18 protein-coding genes are annotated in these 16,255 nt (G+C 60.3%); 8 read left to right on the forward strand and 10 right to left on the reverse strand.

Features of this window, described 5'->3' with window-relative positions; genetic code table 11:
- The first annotated feature begins 1 nt into the window (after position 1).
- The 4 genes from LDN12_RS01725 (at position 2) to LDN12_RS01740 (ending at position 3,116) form a co-directional block, all read left to right on the forward strand.
- Positions 2 to 439 carry a hypothetical protein gene (locus LDN12_RS01725; RefSeq protein WP_223920971.1) on the forward strand — a complete coding sequence of 146 codons (438 nt, stop codon included), beginning with the start codon at positions 2 to 4 and terminating at the stop codon, positions 437 to 439.
- Between the two features lie 116 nt (positions 440 to 555).
- Positions 556 to 1,620 carry an NADH:flavin oxidoreductase/NADH oxidase gene (locus LDN12_RS01730; RefSeq protein WP_223920972.1) on the forward strand — a complete coding sequence of 355 codons (1,065 nt, stop codon included), beginning with the start codon at positions 556 to 558 and terminating at the stop codon, positions 1,618 to 1,620.
- A gap of 2 nt (positions 1,621 to 1,622) precedes the next feature.
- The gene (locus LDN12_RS01735) at positions 1,623 to 1,793 is read left to right on the forward strand and encodes a hypothetical protein (protein WP_223920973.1); all 171 of its coding nucleotides are present in this window, start codon (positions 1,623 to 1,625) and stop codon (positions 1,791 to 1,793) included.
- A gap of 36 nt (positions 1,794 to 1,829) precedes the next feature.
- A complete protein-coding gene (locus LDN12_RS01740; RefSeq protein WP_223920974.1) occupies positions 1,830 to 3,116 on the forward strand; it encodes an HDOD domain-containing protein in 1,287 nt (428 codons plus the stop codon).
- A 27-nt stretch (positions 3,117 to 3,143) separates the two neighbouring features.
- On the opposite strand, the gene LDN12_RS01745 is transcribed toward LDN12_RS01740, so the two are convergent.
- The 3 genes from LDN12_RS01745 to LDN12_RS01755 form a co-directional block, all read right to left on the reverse strand.
- The gene (locus LDN12_RS01745; protein ID WP_223920975.1) at positions 3,144 to 3,572 is read right to left on the reverse strand and encodes a hypothetical protein; all 429 of its coding nucleotides are present in this window, start codon (positions 3,570 to 3,572) and stop codon (positions 3,144 to 3,146) included.
- Between the two features lie 96 nt (positions 3,573 to 3,668).
- Positions 3,669 to 4,142 (reverse strand): transcription elongation factor GreB, encoded by a 474-nt coding sequence (gene greB / locus LDN12_RS01750; protein WP_223920976.1) that lies wholly within the window; start codon positions 4,140 to 4,142, stop codon positions 3,669 to 3,671.
- Between the two features lie 246 nt (positions 4,143 to 4,388).
- A complete protein-coding gene (locus LDN12_RS01755; protein ID WP_223920977.1) occupies positions 4,389 to 5,183 on the reverse strand; it encodes an IclR family transcriptional regulator in 795 nt (264 codons plus the stop codon).
- 341 nt (positions 5,184 to 5,524) lie between these two features.
- Here LDN12_RS01755 and LDN12_RS01760 point away from each other — a divergent pair, with 341 nt between their 5' ends.
- Positions 5,525 to 5,653, forward strand: a complete 129-nt coding sequence (locus tag LDN12_RS01760) for a hypothetical protein (protein ID WP_308464301.1) — start codon at positions 5,525 to 5,527, stop codon at positions 5,651 to 5,653.
- Positions 5,654 to 5,700: 47 nt separating this feature from the next.
- A complete protein-coding gene (locus LDN12_RS01765; RefSeq protein ID WP_223920979.1) occupies positions 5,701 to 6,060 on the forward strand; it encodes a helix-turn-helix domain-containing protein in 360 nt (119 codons plus the stop codon).
- Between the two features lie 90 nt (positions 6,061 to 6,150).
- On the opposite strand, the gene LDN12_RS01770 is transcribed toward LDN12_RS01765, so the two are convergent.
- Both LDN12_RS01770 and LDN12_RS01775 read right to left on the reverse strand, forming a co-directional pair.
- Positions 6,151 to 6,351 carry a cold-shock protein gene (locus LDN12_RS01770; protein WP_149307493.1) on the reverse strand — a complete coding sequence of 67 codons (201 nt, stop codon included), beginning with the start codon at positions 6,349 to 6,351 and terminating at the stop codon, positions 6,151 to 6,153.
- A gap of 131 nt (positions 6,352 to 6,482) precedes the next feature.
- Positions 6,483 to 8,111, reverse strand: coding sequence for an ABC-F family ATP-binding cassette domain-containing protein (locus LDN12_RS01775; protein WP_223920980.1), 1,629 nt, complete (start codon positions 8,109 to 8,111; stop codon positions 6,483 to 6,485).
- Between the two features lie 180 nt (positions 8,112 to 8,291).
- On the opposite strand from LDN12_RS01775, the gene bfr reads away from it, so the two are divergent.
- Complete coding sequence (gene bfr, locus LDN12_RS01780; RefSeq protein ID WP_223920981.1) at positions 8,292 to 8,759, forward strand: bacterioferritin; 468 nt, start codon at positions 8,292 to 8,294, stop codon at positions 8,757 to 8,759.
- A gap of 101 nt (positions 8,760 to 8,860) precedes the next feature.
- On the opposite strand, the gene LDN12_RS01785 is transcribed toward bfr, so the two are convergent.
- From LDN12_RS01785 to LDN12_RS01800, 4 genes are read right to left on the reverse strand one after another with little or no spacing between them, the layout of a single operon-like run.
- A complete protein-coding gene (locus LDN12_RS01785; protein WP_223920982.1) occupies positions 8,861 to 9,469 on the reverse strand; it encodes an NTP transferase domain-containing protein in 609 nt (202 codons plus the stop codon).
- Positions 9,466 to 10,233, reverse strand: a complete 768-nt coding sequence (locus tag LDN12_RS01790) for an XdhC family protein (protein ID WP_223920983.1) — start codon at positions 10,231 to 10,233, stop codon at positions 9,466 to 9,468. Before LDN12_RS01790 ends, LDN12_RS01785 begins: the two co-directional genes overlap by 4 nt.
- Positions 10,230 to 12,401 (reverse strand): xanthine dehydrogenase family protein molybdopterin-binding subunit, encoded by a 2,172-nt coding sequence (locus tag LDN12_RS01795; RefSeq protein WP_223920984.1) that lies wholly within the window; start codon positions 12,399 to 12,401, stop codon positions 10,230 to 10,232. Before LDN12_RS01795 ends, LDN12_RS01790 begins: the two co-directional genes overlap by 4 nt.
- Positions 12,398 to 12,862, reverse strand: a complete 465-nt coding sequence (locus LDN12_RS01800; RefSeq protein ID WP_223920985.1) for a (2Fe-2S)-binding protein — start codon at positions 12,860 to 12,862, stop codon at positions 12,398 to 12,400. The genes LDN12_RS01795 and LDN12_RS01800 overlap by 4 nt, the downstream gene beginning before the upstream one ends.
- 278 nt (positions 12,863 to 13,140) lie before the next feature.
- Between LDN12_RS01800 and LDN12_RS01805 the strand changes: the two genes are divergently transcribed.
- Entirely contained in the window at positions 13,141 to 13,608 is a 468-nt protein-coding gene (locus LDN12_RS01805) for a nuclear transport factor 2 family protein (protein ID WP_223920986.1), read from the forward strand.
- Between the two features lie 10 nt (positions 13,609 to 13,618).
- On the opposite strand, the gene LDN12_RS01810 is transcribed toward LDN12_RS01805, so the two are convergent.
- Positions 13,619 to 15,853, reverse strand: a complete 2,235-nt coding sequence (locus tag LDN12_RS01810) for an ATP-dependent helicase (protein ID WP_223920987.1) — start codon at positions 15,851 to 15,853, stop codon at positions 13,619 to 13,621.
- Between the last annotated feature and the right edge of the window lie 402 nt (positions 15,854 to 16,255).

A 16,255-nucleotide genomic window follows, 5' to 3' on the forward strand; every position in this document is an offset into this window, starting at 1 on the left:
AATGTTTTCCGTATCCGGCCATACCATCCAGTGGCTCAAACCCGCCCTGAATGAGGAAAAATGGGAATTCTTCAGTCACCCTGACAAGCAGGGGTTTTACCAACGCCACGGTATCGAATGGGAGCGGTTGTCTTCGGCTTTCGATGGCGGCAGTCTGGAGCCGTACCCTCGTTCCGACCGGATCAGGGGGATTACGGTCAACGGCGCCTACCACAGTTATGACGACTATGCCCGGTATCTGGCCAAGGCCAAACGTGGCTACAGGAAGAGTTACAATGCCATGGAGGAAGCGCTGCAACGTACCGGCCGCCTCGCACTACAGGCGCCTGTCATTCTCTGCTGCCGGGAAGAAGCCTTGCTGTTTTCCGGCTATCGGCGGCTCTGCCTGGCCTGGAACTATGGTATGGTACCCTGGGTGTGGCTGGTCCCCCTGCCGTAGCCCGTGTTTTCCTTTAATCATGGGGGCTGGAGATGAAGCCTTGGGCATTCCTGATAAAATGAATAGCTGAATGACACGGTACGCTTTTTCGCCCGCGCTCCAAGGAGGCAGTCATCATGAGTAAACTTTTCACACCGCTCGCCATGCGCTCGGTCACGTTTCGCAACCGTATCTTTGTCTCTCCCATGTGTCAGTATTCCAGCCGGGACGGCATGGCCACCGATTGGCATATGGTCCACCTGGGCAGCCGGGCCGTGGGGGGCGCCGGTCTGGTGATGGTTGAAGCCACCGCCGTAAGCCCTGAAGGGCGTATCAGCCCCGACGACAGCGGCATCTGGAACGATGACCACGTGGCGGCATTCAAGCCGATCACCCGCTTTATCCGTAAGAATGGGGCCGTGCCCGGCATCCAGCTGGCCCATGCCGGCCGCAAGGCATCCTGTGATCTTCCCTGGCTTAGTGGCGGGCCGCTGGGACCGGATGTGCGAGGGTGGCAACCGCTGGCCCCCAGCCCGGAGCCTTTTGCCCCCGGCCACCCCGTACCCCACGAACTCTCGCCTGCCGACCTGGATATGGTCGAAAACCAATTCCGCGCCGGTGCCCGGCGAGCCTTGGCGGCCGGCTTTCAGGTGGTGGAGATCCACATGGCCCACGGCTACCTGCTGCACGAGTTTCTGTCTCCCCTGTCAAACCTGAGGAAGGACGACTACGGAGGCAGCCTTGAGAACCGGTTCCGTTTCCCGCTGAGGGTAGCACGGGCCGTGCGTGAGGAATGGCCCCTGGATTTACCGCTGTTCGTGCGGCTTTCCTGCGTCGATTGGGCTGAAGGCGGCTGGAGTCTCGACCAGTCCACGCAGCTCTGTTGCCTGCTCAAGGATATAGGGGTTGACCTGATCGATTGCTCGTCCGGTTTTGTTGCTTCGGGTGAGCGGGTGCCGTTTGCCCCCGGCTTCCAGGTCCCCTTTGCCGCTGCCATACGTGCCGGGGCCGGCGTCCCCACCGGTGCGGTCGGTGTTATTACCGACCCGGCCCAGGCGGAGCAGATCCTGGTCACTGGCCAGGCCGATGCCGTCTTTCTGGCGCGGGAGATGCTGCGCGACCCCTACTGGCCGCTTCATGCCGCCCGCGAGCTGGGGGTTGAGGTCGCCTGGCCGGATCAGTATCTGCGGGCCAAGGGATAGGCGTGAAGAAACTGCTCTCCTGGTCGGCAGTCGGATTGTTGACCACGGCAGTACTCGACCCCCTCGTCTATGGGATGCTCGAACGGCCGATCCCCTGGCTGCGCGACGTGCTCATGGCGGCAGGCGGTATCGCCTGTTTTTATCTGTTGATCAAGTTTCGCCATGAACGGTGACCAAGGCGGGGGAGTACCTGTGTATTAGGTGGGCGCATGAGAAAGATTAGCGGAAATCTGAGCCTGATGCCTGTCCTGGACGTCCTCCAGTGGGCCGAGAACAGCCGCCGCTCCGGCACGCTGATCCTGTCGAAGTTTGAGCGGGAGAAGAGGTTTTACCTGCAGGAAGGCAAGATCATCTTTGTCTGGTCGGAATGCGAGGGCGAGCGTTTTATCGATTTTTTGCAGCGTGAAACGCGCATGGAACAAAAAGAATTGTCGGAGGGCCTTGCCGAAGCGCAATCATTGAATATACCCTTGATCGGCTATCTCCATACGGTAAAGAAAATCGAGACGGAACTCCTGGAAAGGGTTCTCAGGGAGGCTGCCGAGGAGGCGCTTATCGATGCCCTGCAGTGGGGGACCGGCGCGTTCGACTTTGTTGACGAACTTCCCGGCATAGTACTGAATAGCCCGGTGCTGCTCAATTCTTCCCAGGTAATGCTGGAGTCTTTGCGAAAATACGATGAGAGTCAACTCTCCGGCAAGGTGGATGCTGCCCGGGTTCTCGACGAGATCAAAAACCGCATCAAGCTGGACAGCCCGGACCTGCCGCCCATTCCCGACATCATGCAGCAGATCATGGGAAAAATCAGTCAACCTGCGTTTTCCATCGATGATGTCGTCGAATGCCTGACCGACCAGATTCTGGTTTCCAGAATACTCAGGGTATGCAACTCCCCCTACTACCGCCATGCCGGCAGGATCGGCACACTCAAGGAGGCTGTCGTCCTCATCGGGCTGAAGTCGCTGATGAGCATTGTAACGGTGCACGCGTTGAGCGGATTCAGCCCCCGGAATGGGGACGAGATCAGAAAGGTCCTCCAGCATTGTCTTTTGTGCGGCATGATAGCACGGCAACTGGCGCGCGATATGCGTAGCGATGGCGAACATGCCTTCATCTGCGGGCTGATGCACGATATTGGCAAGACCATTATGCTGGATCTGGTCGACGATTACGTGCTGTCGCCGGAATTGCAGGCAGGCTTGGTCGAACAGCACCACGCCGAAGTGGGGTACCTGCTCGCCTGCAAGTGGCACTTCAGCGACGAGATCCAGGAAGTCGTACGTTTCCACCATACACCGGAGATGGCCACGCGGTTCCATGGCTTGATCGAAATCGTCCATCTCGCGAATATGATGGCCACGCCCGCCTGTACCCCGGAAGATGTGGCGGCCCTTGCCTTCAACAGCATCGAAATGAGCCAGGTCAACATGGACGAACTTATGATGGAGATAGACAGCCTCGACCAGGAGGCCGGAGCGATCATCTCTCTGTCGTGACATTCTAAACCCTGCCCTCGTCTTCCTTTACCTTTTTCCGGGGCGGAACTGGCGGCCGCGGTAATGGTTTGGGCTTCGCCGGTAAAGGCGGTATTCCTGATCTCGGTACTTGCGGATGTTTTCGATCCTCTGCGCGCGGATGATCGGCGGCAGACTGTCGTATTGCACGATGGTCCAGGGACCCGCGTAACTGGGGGCTCGGTACCAGGAGGTACCGTAGTAGAGATAGAAGTTGTCATAGGCAAAGACGATGTCATAGGGAACGCCCACCCCCACATGGAAGCCGAGGCGCGGCGGCGTAATGAAGAGCGGAGGGCTCGGGAACTCCACGTTGGGTTGACCTGCCATGGCGACCGGCTGCGAGGTCGTGGTGCCTGTGGCGGCATTTCCATTGCACCCGGCCGCTACGGCGTGCAGTGTTACCAGAGCGAGGACGATTGCTAATCGTGCATGCATCGCATCTCCTTTCGAAGGGGGACTGTTTGCATTATAGCACGCGATCCGCTCTGTGCCTCTTTTGGGATTAGGGGGGGATGTCCGGCGGGCGGGTCTTTAGGGCGGGCGCGTGGCACTGATGTCGGTGATGTAGACCGTCAGGTCGCCGTTGGGTCGCCGGATGACGACCTCGTCATCGAGCTTCTTGTGCAGCAGCGCCTGCCCGACCGGCGAATCGATACTGATTCGTCCAATACTCACGTCGAATTCATCCGGGCCGACCAGTTGATAGCAGCGCTTGTTGCCGTCTTCGTCCTCATAGGTTACCCAGCACCCAAAGGAAACCATTCTGGGGTCGGCCGGCGGGGTGGCGGGTTTGAGCAGTTTGAGCCGTCCACTCAGGTGTTTCAGCTTGCGGTCGATCTCCCGTAAGCGTTTTTTCCCGTAGATATATTCCGCATTCTCGGAGCGGTCCCCTTCAGCCGCCGCGTCGGACACCCCCTGGACGACCTTGGGGCGTTCCACCCGCCACAGGTAGTGAAATTCGGCTTCCAGCTTTTTCAACCCTTCCAGGGTAATCAGGTTCGTCATAATCCATCCATACAATGTGTTGTGCGCGTGATACGCACCTGGGCACTGTCGGCAGCCGGGCCGATTGGTGCATTAGCAGGCTGTTGAAAGACTCAGGTTGTGCAAAAATAGTCAGATCGCTGCTCCCGCAGAAGTCCCCGAGGAGGCGTAGTACCCATAGGGCATAAACAGCGCTACGCCGCACGAAAGGGTTTTCGAGGACAGCGGCGAGATGGCTGTTTTTCAGCAACCACCTGGCGGGCGGCGTCAGGAGTGCCGGTCAAGGACGTCTTTGACGTTGGTGATCAGGTTGAGCAGTCGGGGGCCGATATCGTCTTCCAGCATGTGGCGTCGCAGTTGGAAGGCAGCTCCTGCGCAACTGAAGATCAGGATGCGGGAACCGTCCGACGGGATCAGGGGGGCGGCCACAGCGTGGACGTCCCGCTTCCAGTCGCCGAGGGAAAGACAAAAACCCCGTTCGGCATAATCTTTCATTGCTTGGTCGATGCCGGCCCTGATCCTGGGCCACTCCGCCTCATTGCGCAGCCGCACCTGGTCGAGGAGTTGGTTACGATCCGCCTCCGGCAGGGCGCAGAGCAGCGCCCTGCCCATGGAAGTCGTGGCGATAGGGATCTGGGAACCGACATCCAGGGTCAGGGTAACGGTGGCGCTGCTGCGGTAGGCCTCGACGTACAACATGTTCAGGCGGTCCTGAACGCCAAGGGCCACCGAGGCCTGGGCGTATTCGGCAAGTTCCTGCATCAGGGGACGGGCGATCCGGCGTACATCCATGTTGACCAGAAACGAATAGCCGAGGGCCAGGACGGCGGAATCAAGATGGTACTTGCCGAATTTTTCCGAATAGGCGAGATAGCCGAGCCGGGTCAGCGTGTGGGTCAGGCGCGAGATGGTTGGCTTGGGGAGACCGGTGCGCACGGCGATCTCCTGGTTGCCAAGAAAACGGTCCCCCGGCTTGAAGCAGCGCAATACCTCCAGTCCGCGCTCAAGGGCGCGCACCGATTGGCGGTCGTTTTCCGTCCCACTGTCGATTGTTTTTGCCATTATGTCTTCCCGACTGTTTCGTTCTGCGAAATTGTCACAGATTTGCACAAACAGTATAAGATGTCAAATTCTATTTATTATAAAATAGTATTTTGCATAACGGAATTTGCCGTAGGATTTAAGGTCGATATTCCGGCAGCAACAGCAATCGGTTCTTTAATTGAAGGCTCATTTTCATGAATTGTAGATGGAAACGGTGTCTTGAAAAAAAGTGTTTACAAGATGGCCGTATTTCGATACAACTATTTTGTAAAGAGAAATTGTATTTCGCTCTGCGAAATAATTCATGGGGTGAAACGATGGGTTCAATGAAAGAGCACCCACGCTACCACGTGGTAAGTATGAGAATCAGCGATGAAGAGCGGGAAGTGCTTGAGGTCTTTGCGCAGCAGACGAGAAGGAATGTGTCGCAATTGATGCGTGAGGCCATGCAACTGCTCCATCTCAAGATGCAGACCGAACGGCCTTGACGGGTGGGCGGCGCAGCTCATCAAACGACAGAAGCGGAGAGAGAATCATGCACACGGGAAATTACCTGCCGACCACGCAGGCTGCGGAAAAGACACTGGAACTCCTGGAACTGCTGGCAGCCGGCGGCGAGAAGCTCAGGATAGGTGAGTTGGCGGGCAGAATGGGCGTTAGCCGCAAGGAAGCATTGCTGTTGTTGGTGACGCTGGAAAGTCGGGCGGTGCTGCGGTGGGACGAACAGGCCAGGGTCTATCGTCCGGGCCGTAAAACAGGGGAGATGGTGCGGCAGTACCTTGCCCAGGCGGGCATGCAGGCTGTGGAAGCATCGCCGCGGAGTACCAAGCCGCCCCGTACGACCGGTTCGCGAACTGCGAGAGCCGAGATGCGCCGTGTTTCGGCAGGTGCTTAGAGTTAAGAATCGTTAACAATGGGTTGCGGACAAAAATAAAGCCCCGGAGATTTCCGGGGCTTTATCAATCACGCTATAGGATATAAGTGATTAAACCCTGGTAACGTTTGCGGCCTGCAGCCCTTTCGGACCACGGGTTATTTCGAACGTAACCCTGTCGCCTTCAGCGAGGGATTTGAAGCCATCGCCAACAATCGCGGAAAAATGAACGAAAACGTCCTCGCCACCTTCCTGCTCAAGAAAACCAAACCCCTTGCTGTCGTTAAACCATTTCACTGTTCCGTTTACCATGTCGTTACCTTCTCCTGATACTGCTCGTTTAATGTGTCCTGGGCGAACCGTAGACGTTACGCCACCGTATCAGTATTTTATCCATAATGTCAAACTTATTAATTATCCGAAGCAAAATTTTTTTATTCCCGCTATGACGCCACGCCGTGGGCCTTAGTGAGATAATACTCGTAATTTCCCTCGTAAACGCGCATCTCGCCGTGGTCGATCTCGAATACCCGGTCTACCAGCAGGCGCAGGAAGTGGCGGTCGTGGCTGACCAGAACGACGGTTCCATTGAAACCCTGCAAGGCGTCCAGAAGGACCTCCCGCGATCTGATGTCCAGGTGGTTGGTCGGCTCGTCCAGTACCAGAAAATTTACCGGTCGCGCCAGAAGAGTTGCCAGTACCACACGGCTTTTCTCGCCGCCGGACAGGTTCTCGATGCGTTTATCCACCGTGTCGCCCTGGAAGAGGAAAGCGCCCAGCAGGTTGCGGATCACGCCGATATTTGCCAGGGGCATGGCGTCCTGAACCGTCTCGAAGACGGTTTTTTTCGGGTCGAGGATGTCCATGGCGTGCTGGCTGAAATAGCCCAGTTCCACGTTGGCGCCAAGGCTCACGGTGCCGGAGGTCTGTCCTGTCTGCCCGGACAAAACCTTGAGGAAGGTGGATTTTCCGGCGCCGTTGACTCCCACTACGGCAATCTTGTTCTGGCGGCGGATGATGCCGGACACCCCGCTGAAAACCGGATGTTCCTTGCCATCGGGCAACTTCCAGCTCTTGGCCAATCCATCCATGACCACCACGTCGTCGCCGCTCCGGGGCGGCTCGCTGAATTCGAAACGCACCACCCGCTCTTCGGGCGGCAGTTCGATGCGCTCGATCTTGTCGATCTTCTTGACCCGCGACTGCACCTGGGCCGCGTGGGAGGCACGGGCGGCAAAGCGGGCAATGAACTCCTCCTCCTTGGCCAGCATCTCCTGCTGGCGGCGGTGACTGGCCAGAAGCTGCTCCCGGCGGATGTCGCGCTCCCGTTCGTAGAAATCGTAATTACCGCCGTAGGTGGTAACGGTCCTGTTGGCCACCTCGACGATGCGGGTGACGATGCGGTTCATGAAATCCCGGTCATGGCTGGTCATCAGCAGGGCGCCGTCGAAGTCGTTGGCCAGCCACTCTTCAAGCCAGATGATCGACTCCACGTCCAGGTGGTTGGTCGGCTCGTCCAATAGCAGGACATCAGGTTTGATAGTCAGGATTTTTGCCAGGTTGATGCGCATCTTCCAGCCGCCGCTGAAGGACTCCACCGGGTGGTGGAAACGGTCCGGGCCGATGCCGAGGCCGGTCAGTACGGTCTGTGCCCGGGTGTCCAGGTCGTAGCCGTCCCGGTGCTCGAACTCCTCCTGGGCCACGCCGTAGCGCTCCAGCAGGGCGGCCATTTCATCGTCGGACTGGGGCAGGCACATGGCCGCCTCCATTTCTTTCAATTCAGTCGCCAGACGCATGGTCTCCGCCGAACCGGCCATGACCTCCTCCAGGGCCGAGCGGCCCGCCATCTCTCCCGCATCCTGGGAAAAATAGCCGATGGTGGTACGCTTGGCGCAGGTTATCTCGCCGCCATCCACCTCCTCTTCGCCGGTGATGATGCGGAAGATGGTGGTCTTGCCGGCTCCGTTCGGTCCCACAAGGCCGTTGCGCGTGCCGGGCAGTATCTGGAAGCTGGCATCGCGGAACAGGACCTGCGAGCCGTGCTGCTTGGTGATATTAGAGAGATGGATCATCGTCTCGATGTTGCTCCTCGTGCTGGAATGGACTGCACCAAATAGCACGAGCAGCGGCGCCAGGCAACCAGTTTTTGTGTTGGCGCCGGCGGATACTTGACCGACGCGGAAAATGTGTTTCAATAAACGAGTGTTCCGAGCGGGACCGAAACGAAATCACCGGGTAAAGGAGTAGCCGTCATGAAGGGAAACGAAAAGATCATCGAGCATCTCAACCTGCGTCTGGCAGAGGAGTTGACCGCCATCAACCAGTACATGGTCCATTCGGAGATGTGCGATAACTGGGGTTACGAACGGCTGCATCATGCCATTGAAAAACGGGCCATCGACGAGATGAAGCACGCTGAAAAGCTGATTGCCCGCATCCTTTTCCTGGATGGGCGGCCTATTGTCAGCGAGCTGAACAAGATGCACATCGGTGCCGAGGTGCCCAAGATGCACGAAAATGACTGGAGTGCCGAAGCGGGTGCCATCAAGGGGTACAATGAAAGCATCAGGCTGGCGGTGGAGGTGGGCGACAACGGGACGCGCGAATTGCTGGAGGCGATCCTCAAGGAGGAAGAGGACCACATCGACTGGCTGGAGGCGCAGCTTGACCAGATCAAGCAGGTGAGCCCCCAGAACTACCTGGTGGAGCAATTGCACTAACCAGGTTGTTGAAAAACATCGCCACCGTCCTCGAACGCCACCTTGTACGGCGTAGCGCTGTTGCGCCTCAGGGGGCTTGTCTATCGGGTGCGACGATCTGGCTATTTTTGAACACCCTCGAGTTCTCCCCATATCTCGACGAGGCGCCGGTAATCCTCCGGGGTGTCCATATCCAGCACGACCCCGTGGTCCGTGGTCTCCAGATGGCGGAGCCGGTTCGGGTCGCGGCGGACAAGGTCGCGTAGGGTGCCGGTATCGTCGAGTTCGTCGAGGATCGAACGGGGGAAGCAGGTGGGGTGGCCGCGTCGTCCGGCGTGGGTGGGAATGATGATGGCCGCCGGGTCGCGGTGGTGCGCCTCGATCAGCCTGGCCACGGTTTCGGGCGTCACCAGGGGGTGGTCGCAGGGTGCAATGAGGACGCCGCCCACGTTCGGCGGCAGCGCCCCGCGGCCGGTCCTGGCAGAACATGCCATGTCGCCCTGAGGGTCTGTGGTCCGTACGATGCGGACCGGGTGGCGGAGGGCCTCGGCAGCAACGGCGTCCCCTTGTGGGCCGATAACCGCGATTACCTCTTCCACTCCCCCCGCCAGCAGGCTTTCCAGACAATGGGCAATGACCGTCTTTCCGCCCAGTTGCAGCAATTGCTTGCAGGTTCCCATGCGCCGGGACAGGCCGGCTGCCAGCAGGATCGCCCCGACCCGGCCCGTCACGGTTTCTTCCGCAGTTGGATCAGTTGCCCCACGATGCTGACCGCTATTTCCTCCGGGGTCTGGGCGCCGATGTCCAGGCCGACCGGGGTGACGATCCGCCCTCGTTGCTCCTCGCCAAATCCTTCCTTTTCCAGGATCGCCAGCAGGGTCTCCCGCTTGCGCCGGCTCCCCAACAGGCCGATAAAACCGGTTTCGGTGGCCAGACACCCGCGTACGGCGTCGAAATCGTGCAGGTGCCCCGGTGTGGCGATCACCGCAAAACTGTCCCGATCGAGCGCCAGTTGCCTGAAGGAATCCTTCACCGGCGCGCAGATGATGGTGTCGGCGCCGGGGAGCAGGGCGTGGGTGCTACAGTCGGGCCGTTCATCCACCGCGACCACGCGGAAGCCGCAGGTATGGGCAAGTGCCGTGACCGCCCGGCCCACATGGCCGGTCCCGAACATGACCAGAAGCGTCCGGCGACCCTGAGGCTCGATAAAGACCGTCATGCTGCCGCCGCAGGCGAAGCCCTGGTCCTCGGTCAGCACAAAGGGGAGCGTCCTGTGCCCGCCGTCGCCGAGAGCGGCCAGGGCTGCCTCGACGCTTTCCAACTCCACCCTGCCGCCCCCCACACTCCCTAATACCGTGCCGTCGCCCCGCACCAGCATCTTGGCGCCGGATTTGCGGGGGGACGAACCGCTGTGCGCGATGACGGTGGCGAGGGCAAACGGTTCGCCCAGCCGGGCGAGCCGCGCCATCTCCTCGTAGAGTTCAAGATCGGTCATGCCTTGCTCCGGGCGGCCATGACCTTTTCCGGCGTCAGGGGTAGCGACCGTATCCGTGCGCCCGTGGCGGCGAACAGTGCATTGGCCACGGCCGGCGCGATGGGGGGCACGCCCGGTTCGCCCACGCCGCCGGGCGGTTCGTCGCTGGGGATGATGTGTACCTCCACCAGGGGCGAACCCTGCATGCGTACCAGCGGGTAGGTGTCGAAATTTCCCTGTTCCACCCGGCCGTTTTTGAGGGTGATGGCCCCGTAGAGCGCCGCGGAGAGACCGAAGACGATGCCCGACTCCATCTGAGCCGCGATGGTGTCAGGGTTGACGATCCGGCCGCAGTCGATGGCGCAGACGACACGGTGGACCTGCACTTGGCCCGCGGCATCCAGGGAGACCTCGGCTACCTGGGCGACGAAGCTGCCGAAGGACTCGTGCAGGGCAATGCCCCGGCCGGTACCGACCGGCAGTTTTGTCCCCCAGCCCGCCTTTTCGGCCGCCGTCTGCAGCACGGCCAGATGGCGGGGGTGGTTTGCCAGCAGGGCGCGGCGGTACTGGTAGGGGTCCTTGCCGGCGCTGTGGGCCAGTTCATCCAGGAAACTCTCCACCACGAAGGCGTTGTGGGAATGCCCCACCGAGCGCCACCAGAGCACCGGTACCCCGTTCTTGGTCGTGTGCAGGTCCACCAGCAGGTTCGGTATGGCGTACGGGGTATCGGCCGCCCCCTCCACCGAGGTGTGGTCGATGCCGCCCTTCACCATGGCCGACTCGAAAGCGGTGCCGGCGATGATCGACTGCCCCACGATGGTGTGGCGCCAGGCCAGGGGGTACCCCTTGTCGTCAAGGCAGGCGGCAATGCGGTCATACCACATGGGACGGTAGAATCCGGCCCGCATGTCGTCGTCGCGGGAGCGGATCACCTTGACCGGCTTCCCGACCGCCTTGGCCACCTGCACCGCCTCGACGACGAAATCCGACGCGGGACAGGCCCTCCGGCCGAAGCCCCCGCCCAGGAAGGTGGTCTCCAGAGCGACCTGTTCCGGCTTGAGCCCGGCCTCACGAGCGGCGGCGTTGCGGTCCACGGTCTGGAACTGGGAGCCGGTGCGGATCAGGCAATGGTCCTTTTTCAAGTCCACGAAGCAGTTGAGCGGTTCCATGGTGGCATGGGCCAGGTAGGGGACTTCGTATTCGGCCTGCAGGGGATGGGCCGCCTTGGCCAGTTCGGTAGGGGCATCGCCGTCGTGGCGCGCCGCCAGGCCGGGCATGGCGGAGAGCCGGGCATACTCCTCGCGCATGGCGGGAGTGGATATCTGCGCCCATTGTCCCTCGTCCCAGGTAATCTCCAGCGCCTCGCGTCCCTTCTGGGCAGGCCAGAAACCCTCGGCAACCACCGCCACGCCGGCGGGCACGGCCACGACCTGCTTCACCCCCGGCACCGTAAGGGCCTTTTTCGCGTCGAAACTCTTCACTGTTCCGCCGAACACCGGCGGCCGGGCGATGACCGCAGTCAGCATGCCGGGGACGTGCACGTCAATACCGAAGATCGCCGTCCCGTTGATTTTGGCCGGGCTGTCCAGGCGGTGGATCGGTTTGCCGAGCAGTTTTCTCTGTTTGGGATTCTTCAGTTTCGGTTCCTGGGGCACCGGCAGTTTGGCGGCCCTGGTCGCCAGGCTGCCGTAGCCCGCGCGCTTGCCGCCGGGGCCGACGACCACGCCGTTCTCGGCACGGCAGGCGGAGGGTTCCACTTTCCAACTTTTGGCGGCTGCCGCCACCAGCATCTCGCGGGCCGCCGCACCGGCCTTGGAGAGTCGCTCCCATTCGGACCGCACGCTGGTGCTGCCGCCGGTCACCATGATCGCGCCGAACTGGGTGTGGTTGTATTCCGGCGCCACCGGCGCCGCTTGGACCCGTACCCGTTTCCAGTCGCACTCGAGTTCCTCGGCGATCAGCATGGGGAGGGAGGTGTAGACCCCCTGACCCATCTCGGATTTATTGACGATGACGGTCACGCTGCCGTCGGTGCCGATGCGCAGGAAGGCGTTGGGGGCAAAGGTCGTCGCCGCGGCAGCGGCGTCACGGCCACCCAGGGGGATGTGGCAGGCCAGCACCAATCCGCCTCCCACCAGCAGGCCGGTCTTGATGAATTCCCGTCGGCTCACCTTGATGATCTCGCTCATGACCGTTTCCCTCCCTTTCCCGCCTTGGCGGCGGTATGGATCGCCCGACGGATGCGGCCATAGGTGCCGCAGCGGCAGAGGTTGCCGCTCATGGCAGCGTCGATGTCGGCATCCGTGGGGTGGGGCTTCTGCTCCATGAGGGCCACGGCGCTCATGATCTGCCCCGGCTGGCAGTAACCGCACTGGGAAACCTCGTCGGCCAGCCAGGCCTTTTTTACGGGATGGTTTTCGGCAATACCCTCGATGGTGGTGACCTTCTTGCCCTGCACATCGCTGAGCGGTGTGATACAGGAACGTTCCGGCCGGCCGTCGATATGGACCGTGCAGGCGCCGCACAATCCCTCGCCGCAGCCGAATTTTGTGCCGGTGAGATGCAGGTGGTCCCGCAGCACCCAGAGGAGCGGGGTGTCGGGGCTGAGTTCCACGGCCTGTTTCTTGCCATTCAGAGAGAAGGTGATCACGGTTTCCTCCTTTGATTCGGTATGTTCCAATGGGTACGAGATGGTCGGGGGATGTTCTCGCGCGTCTAAAAATTGTAGCCGGAAATCGTCCGTCGGCAACCGATGTATGCATTAAAATTGCATAATTGATAGCGATATATAATTGAATTTACATCGCAAATCCGAGGGTCAGTGCCATCTGGCGTGGTTTTGAGCTTATCACGCACAGGGTGTTGACATGGCCCGGAGACATGTCAACATTTTAAAGCAGGTAGTTACGAGAGAAAGGGGGTACAGCGATGAAGATCGAACACACGCCGGTTACCGGCCGGGAAGAGAAGGATAACCTGATGCCGCAGATGCGAGCCCTGTCGGAATTTTATGAAGCCCTCAACAGCAGGGATATGGAAAAAATGGCGCAAAATTGGGTACCGAGCGATGAGGCTGTCATGGACAACCCCCTGGGGGGCATCAAGCGCGGTTGGGAAGAGATCAGGGACGTGTATGAACGGCTTTTCGGCAGCCGGTCCGAATATCGGTTCGAGTTCTACGATTACACTCTCCACGGGGCGGGAGAACTGTTCTATGTCGTGGGAAGGGAGCGGGGTATGTTCAGCATGGAAGGGACGGTTCTCGACCTGGCCATCAGGACGAGCAGGATCTTCAGGCTCATGGACGGCCGCTGGCGCCAGGTCCACCACCACGGTTCAATCGAGGACCCGGACCTACTGGCGAGCTATCAGAAAGCTGTGCTGGGAAAGGGTTGATTGAGCGGGCCTAGGCCCGCTCCAGTCCGGCGAACCGGAGCAACAGCTTCTTGGGGCCCGCAGAGTTGAACCAGACGATGGCCTTCTGGGCTTCGCCGCTTCCCTCGATCTTCCTGATGGTGCCGACCCCGAACTTGGCGTGCCGCACCTTCATGCCCACAAAGACCTCACCGTATTCCTCCTCCGGCTCCGGAACGACCTCTATCTCGTTAGTGTCGCTGAATTGAGCGGCTGCGGCCAGGTTGTGGCTTTCGGCGTATTCCTGCCGGATGGCCGGTGTCCGTCCGAACGTCCGCTCGGTCCGGTAGCCGCTCCCTGTCCCGTTTCCTTCCTCATCCAGCAACTCTCCCGGGATATCTTTGAGAAAACGGGACGGCGGGTTGGACTGGTCCTGGCCGAACAGGTAGCGCCGGCGGGCGTTCAGGAGGTAGAGCCGCTCCCGCGCACGGGTCATGCCCACGTAGCACAGGCGCCGCTCCTCCTCCATGCCGTCCAGGTCGTCCAAAGCGCGGACATGGGGGAAAAGGCGCTCCTCCATGCCGATCATGAAGACCGCTTTGAACTCCAGGCCTTTGGCGGCGTGGAGCGTCATCAGCGTCACCGAGGGTTTGCCCTGCTCCCCCTGCTCCAGGTCCGAGACCAGGGAAACCTGCTCCAGAAATTCGGACAGACCGGCGTCGGGATCCCTCTCGCAGAACTCCTCCATGGCCGCCAAGAGTTGTTCCAGGTTCTCCAACCGCTCCGCATCATCCTCGTCCCGGCTCTCCTTGAGCCGGGTCAGGTAGCCGCTCTCCTCCATCACCATGCGGGTCAGCCCCGGCAAGCCCAGGGATGCGCCGGTTTCCCGGAAGCGCTCCATCATGGCGGCAAAGGCTGCGACCTTAGCCCGCGGCCCGGCCCCTAACAACCCGCTTTCCGCGGCATCTTGCAGGGCTGTGTACATGCTGGTTCCCCCCCGGCTGGCCTGGAGGGAAATTTTGTCGATGCTGGCACTGCCGATGCCCCGGGCCGGGACGTTGATGATCCGCTTCAGGGAGATCTCGTCGGCCGGGTTGTCCAGCACTCGCAAGTAGGCCAGGACATCCTTGACCTCCATACGGGCGTAAAACCTGACGCCGCCCACGATGTGATAGGGGAGCGCCTCGGACACCAGAGCTTCTTCAACCTGACGCGATTGGGCGTTGGTGCGGTAGAAGACCGCCATCTCCTCCAGAGGGATTCCACCTGCCCGCAGGCGGGAGATCTCGCGGCATACGGTGCGCGCCTCCTCCCGGTCCGATTCCACCCGCAGGTAGCGGATGTTTTCTCCGGCCGGGTTTTCGGTCCAGAGGGTCTTGCCTTTTCGGCCGAAATTGTGCCTGACCACCTCTCCGGCCGCCTTGAGGATGGTGGCTGTGGAGCGGTAATTCTGCTCCAGGCGGACCACGCGCACGCCGGGGAAGTCTTTTTCGAATTCCAGGATGTTGCGGATGTCGGCCCCGCGCCAGGAATAGATGGACTGGTCGTCGTCCCCCACCACGCACAGGTTACGCCGCTCCCCCGCCAGGAGCTTGATCAGGCCGTACTGCACCGGGTTGGTGTCCTGGTACTCGTCCACCAGGATCCATTGGAAACGCTCCTGGTAGTGGCGTCGCACTTCGGGGAATTGGGACAGCAGGCGCACGGTCTGGATCAGCATGTCGCCGAAGTCCAGGGCGTTGCATTTCTTTAGTCGTTCCTGATAGGCGGCATAGATGCGCACCAGCCGCTCGTTGAAAATGTCGCCGGTTGCCACGGCGTCCAGATCCTCGGGGAACAGGCCGCGGTTCTTGAAGTCGTCGATCTTGGCGCCGATGGTCTTGGGGGGAAAGCGTTTGTCGTCCAGGTTGAGTTCGGCCAGCACGTCCTTCAGGAGGCGCTCGGAGTCCTTGTCGTCGTAGATGGCAAACGACGATTCGTAACCCAGATGGTGGATCTCTCTGCGGAGGATGCGGCCACAGGCTGCGTGAAAGGTGGAAATCTGGGGTACTTCCCCGCCGCCGAGCAGCTTCCTGACCCGCTCGGCCATCTCATTGGCGGCCTTGTTGGTAAAGGTTACGGCCAGGATATTCCAGGGGGGTACACCCCGCTCACGGATCAAGTGGGCGATGCGATGGGTGATGACACGGGTTTTGCCCGATCCGGCTCCGGCCAGGATCAGGAGCGGTCCCTCGCCGTGCAGCACGGCCTCTTTCTGGGGCGGGTTGAGGTGGGTAAGGAGATTCATGGTTCTTTTTTAGTCGCTGGAGGGATGCGCGTCAAGCGGAAAGCCGTGCCCTAAAAATAGTCAACTATTGACCGGCGGGAGAATGTTGATACAATAGGGGTGCACAAAGTGCCTTTATTTGAGGCAGGGCGCCGCAATAATCAGCGCACGTCAGGATGTGTTTTTTAGTTTAACTAAAATTTTGTCGGTTTGTTTTTTCGGGAAGCAACAAGTCCAACTCCAGCGAGACAGCAGCAGTCTTTCCCCTGACCGGTCACTTTAAAAAGTGCGTATACTTTGACTATGGTCAAATAGGCATACTTTCTGCTCTTGCCATGAATACTCCTGTTGCTGAAAACAGGATTTTATGTAGGGCACCGGAGCCCGGCATGGGACCGTGCCGGGCTTTTCGTTATCGTAGCT

The organism is Geobacter sp. AOG2, assembly GCF_019972295.1.
Taxonomy (GTDB): domain Bacteria; phylum Desulfobacterota; class Desulfuromonadia; order Geobacterales; family Pseudopelobacteraceae; genus Oryzomonas.